This window comes from Okeania sp. SIO2F4, assembly GCF_010672385.1.
In the GTDB taxonomy this organism is placed as follows: Bacteria; Cyanobacteriota; Cyanobacteriia; order Cyanobacteriales; family Microcoleaceae; genus Trichodesmium.
Genome location: NZ_JAAHGT010000940.1, coordinates 1 through 3,754, shown reverse-complemented (window position 1 = coordinate 3,754; position 3,754 = coordinate 1). Strand labels below are relative to the sequence as shown.

The 3,754-nt window shown below is 37.1% G+C and carries 4 protein-coding genes; all 4 read right to left on the bottom strand.

Going from position 1 to position 3,754, the window contains the following annotated elements; genetic code table 11:
* On the bottom strand, positions 1 to 618 hold a 618-nt coding region (locus tag F6K22_RS35290; RefSeq protein WP_293109183.1), incomplete at its 3' end, for a 2-hydroxyacid dehydrogenase.
* The gene (locus F6K22_RS35285) at positions 618 to 1,232 is read right to left on the bottom strand and encodes a class I SAM-dependent DNA methyltransferase (RefSeq protein WP_293109181.1); all 615 of its coding nucleotides are present in this window, start codon (positions 1,230 to 1,232) and stop codon (positions 618 to 620) included. The genes F6K22_RS35290 and F6K22_RS35285, both read right to left, overlap by 1 nt.
* Positions 1,233 to 1,274: 42 nt before the next feature.
* Positions 1,275 to 2,390 carry a mandelate racemase/muconate lactonizing enzyme family protein gene (locus tag F6K22_RS35280; protein ID WP_293109180.1) on the bottom strand — a complete coding sequence of 372 codons (1,116 nt, stop codon included), beginning with the start codon at positions 2,388 to 2,390 and terminating at the stop codon, positions 1,275 to 1,277.
* Positions 2,391 to 2,617: 227 nt separating this feature from the next.
* On the bottom strand, positions 2,618 to 2,905 hold the full coding sequence (locus F6K22_RS35275; RefSeq protein WP_293109185.1) for a transposase: 288 nt from the start codon (positions 2,903 to 2,905) through the stop codon (positions 2,618 to 2,620).
* Positions 2,906 to 3,754: the final 849 nt, after the last annotated feature.

The window sequence follows — 3,754 nt, the reverse complement described above, 5'->3', positions numbered from 1 at the left end:
TTGGTTTAAAGGTAGTGTCAGAAAAATAACATCACTTTCTGATAGTAAGGTATTCAAATCTGTTTGTATCCCTAAACTAGTAGTAAGCTGACTTCTATTACTATACTTAACTTTCATTTCAAAACCTTGAAGTATTTTAGCAATTCTTTTTCCAATGTCACCCATTCCTATAATGCCTACTGTTTTGCCAGATAATTCCATACCTTGATGTTCAAACAATTGAAAGTCACCCGATCTGACTTTAGTATTAAAATCAACAATTCTTTTAGCTGCCGAAAGCATTAAAGCTACAGCATGTTCAGCAACTGATGCACCTGTATATTTGGGAGTGTTTACAACTTTTATGTTGTTTTTGTGACAATATTCCCGATCTATATAACTGGTTTCCGTTGTTGTTGCCAGTATAAATTCCAGTTGAGCAAGTTTTGATAAATTACTTGCATCTAAATTCATGAAAGTTGTTATCAAAATTTCTGTATCATTATGGGTCTCTAATATTTTTTCTAGGGAAAATGAACCCGAATTATCCTGATACCAAACTACATTCACATGAGAAAGATGATTGAATATATCTTCTGGATAAGGCTCTCTATTATTTAAAAATAAGCATTTTTTCATTATTTTTTACTTTCAGGAATAGCAAATACCCAGTAATGTGCGTTTGATTCCTCTCCTAAATAAGGTTTATTCATTCTGCAATCTATTAATTTTAATTCTCCAAGTTGCTCTAATTCTTTATAATAACCTTCAAAATTATAAGTCTCACAAAAAACCAATCTTGTACTCATTAAAATTATGCCTCCTGGTTTTGTTACTTCCATCAGCCATCTTAATGCAGTCGGCTTTACTAAGTCAAATGAAAATACGCCACAACAAATAGTTAAATCATATTGATGGTGGAAAAAAAAGGGTGGTTTTTTATTCAAATCACACCAACCCATCAAGTATTGATATGCGCCTGTTTCATAGGCTAACTTTACCATCTCATGAGAAAAATCTACCCCATCAATATAAGAAAATCCCTCTTGACGTAATTTAACTCCAAGCAAACCTGTACCACATCCGGCATCTAAAACCTTAAGCTCAGATTTGTTACTATAATCTATTACTTGCTGATTCACAACTTCCATGAGATATTCTACGATGTAGCTTGGAGCATAATAATTTCTATTTTTAACATCTACATTGTATGTGGAAGCCCATTTATCATATCGTTCTTGGTGATTGATCATCTATATTATCTGTTGTTTAGAAAATACTTTTAGAAAAAATTACTATGATTTAGTATAAACGGCAATGGGTTCACCTAATATTTCCATAATCGGTTCTATGCCTAAACCTGGTGTTTCTGGTGGAATACCTGTACCCTTTTTGTAAGTATAGCCACCTTTGGCAGGAATGACGGTATGTAATCTAGTAGAGTCTGAAGTTGCTAAACGATATCTGAGGGGGGTAGCAACGGCTAAATGTATCGCACCTGTGCCTCCTATGACGCTACCGCCTGTTTCTTCTATATTCATACGCAGTCCAGTGGCCAGACAAAAATCTCGCATTTGACGGGCTTTAGTTAGCCCTCCAACTCTTCCAATTTTAATATTGATAGCTTGTGCCACACCTTCTCGTTGAGCCCATAATAAATCTTGAAAAGTGTGAATGCACTCATCTAAAATAATGGGGTGTTGAGTTAGGCGACGCACGGTTAAACATTCTTCCAATGTTTCACAGGGTTGCTCAAAATATACTGTTTTATCATTGATAGAATTCATAATTTGAATAGCATGATCTGGCAACCAAGCACGATTAGCATCTATGGTAATCTTTTCCTGTGGCTGTAATTCTGCCATAATTGCTTGAATACGGGCCATATCAAGGGAAACCTCCCCACCAATTTTAGGAGAAAAAATATGATATCCTTGATCTCTTCGTTGTTTGAGATCGGCAACCATTTCTTCTGGTGTACCATTGGCAAAAGCCCCTATTAAATCAGCGTGTTCACTAAAACGTCCTCCCAGCAGTGTATATAGGGGCAAATTAGCATATTTACCTAATATATCCCAACAAGCTACATCAATAGCAGACTTGATATATAAATGTCCTTTGAGAGTTAAGTCCATAAGATGATTTATGTTCTCTAACTCAAGGGGATTAGCTCCTATAAGTATAGGAGCTAATTGAGCCATTCCTGCCTTTATTCCTCCAGCAAAAGCAGGTAAGTAAGATATTCCAAAAGGACAGGATTCACCCCAACCTACGATACCATCACTGGTTGTAATAGCGACAATAATGCTGTCCATTTTGTCCACAAATAAACGTCCACCTGAAATTCGATATGGCTTAATTAATGGTAATTCTACTTCATAAATATTGATCTCACAAATTTTAATTGTCATGTTTGAATTTTGTTGTTAACTCAAAAATAATAGCTTATCGTTGACTAATATAGAATCCGGTTAATTAGACATTGCAAGTAATAGTTGATGGCCACCAGTGGAATTGAGTTACTGCCCGCAAGATTTCTGGTTGCTTGATTAGTTGACAACAGCAATCGCAGATTACCTGTTTCAGAACTTCAGCGAGAATCAAAAACTTTATTCATGATTGATTCGTCTAGTAATTGCTACAGCCTGCTCAGAGGCTGTAGTTCCGGAGAATAACCAGGTAGAAACTCTAAAAACAGACCCGGTGGGATTTCCAACTTATCTGTCGTGTGCCATCCGGCTCTATCCATCACCAATAATGCTGGATGCTCCTGATTAATTCCCTGAGCTTGGACAAAAGCTTCGAGAATCAGACTCATTATTTGTGTGTCCACTCGGTCAAACAGCCACCATTCACTTTCCCCAGTACTAGGTTCAACAAAGCCATAGACCCAACACCATTCAAATCGCCAGTAAACTGGAGCTATAGCTATTTCCCACTAGGGGAACCAATCTCGACGAATTACAGGCTTCAGTGCTACACGATGTTCATCCATAGTCCTCCTTTGTTGAACCGTTGGGGGTTGGCGGAGCAAGTGCGGCAGCTATATCGCTCTAATCCATTGCAAGCCATACCCTATCGTTGTAGCTACTTCTTCAGTCTTTGAAGCTTTGGCCAACAGCCAGATAATCTGCCACTAAGAGCATTCTACCACATCTCTAGCGCCTCGATCAAGCTTCTCCATTTCTTGTACAGAAATATGCTCTTTGATACTCAAACGCTTTCCCATTGATTTGATCCCCGCTCATTCCTAGTCACATAAATATATATATACATATATATACTATATAACCGGATTCTATATAACCCCTCCCAGGATGGGAAGTTAGGAATACCGAGTCATATCATGTCCGGTAGCATCAGTATTGTAAGCGCAAAGGTAAGGAAGAAGGAAGAAGGAAGAAGGAAGAAGGAAGAAGCTTAAAGATAATAGATATTTCCCCAGCTTTTACACAAACGATACCAACGGACATGATATCAGGAGGAGAGAGAATCACTTTGATGAGCGTAGTTATACCCAATCCGCATATAATAAAAGATGTTAACCTATATATATACACCTTTTTTTTAACCCGGATTTGGTATTATGACGTAATGTTAATAAAAAATGTTGGGTTAAGCATTGGCATAACCCAACTCCTTATTCTCATCAACTCAATATTGATTACAACCTTATGTTGACATTAATTATTGCTGTAAGCAAATTCTGGTAGTTGTTCTTTAGCAGATCCATTAGGTGTAACCTTCACCTCGCCATTTTCATCTAAATCTACAA

What these genes read in the sequence shown, in the direction of transcription:
- F6K22_RS35285 (WP_293109181.1), bottom strand. Translation starts at nt 1,232, where the DNA reads ATGATCAATCACCAAGAACGATATGATAAATGGGCTTCCACATACAAT.
- F6K22_RS35280 (WP_293109180.1), bottom strand. Translation starts at nt 2,390, where the DNA reads ATGACAATTAAAATTTGTGAGATCAATATTTATGAAGTAGAATTACCA.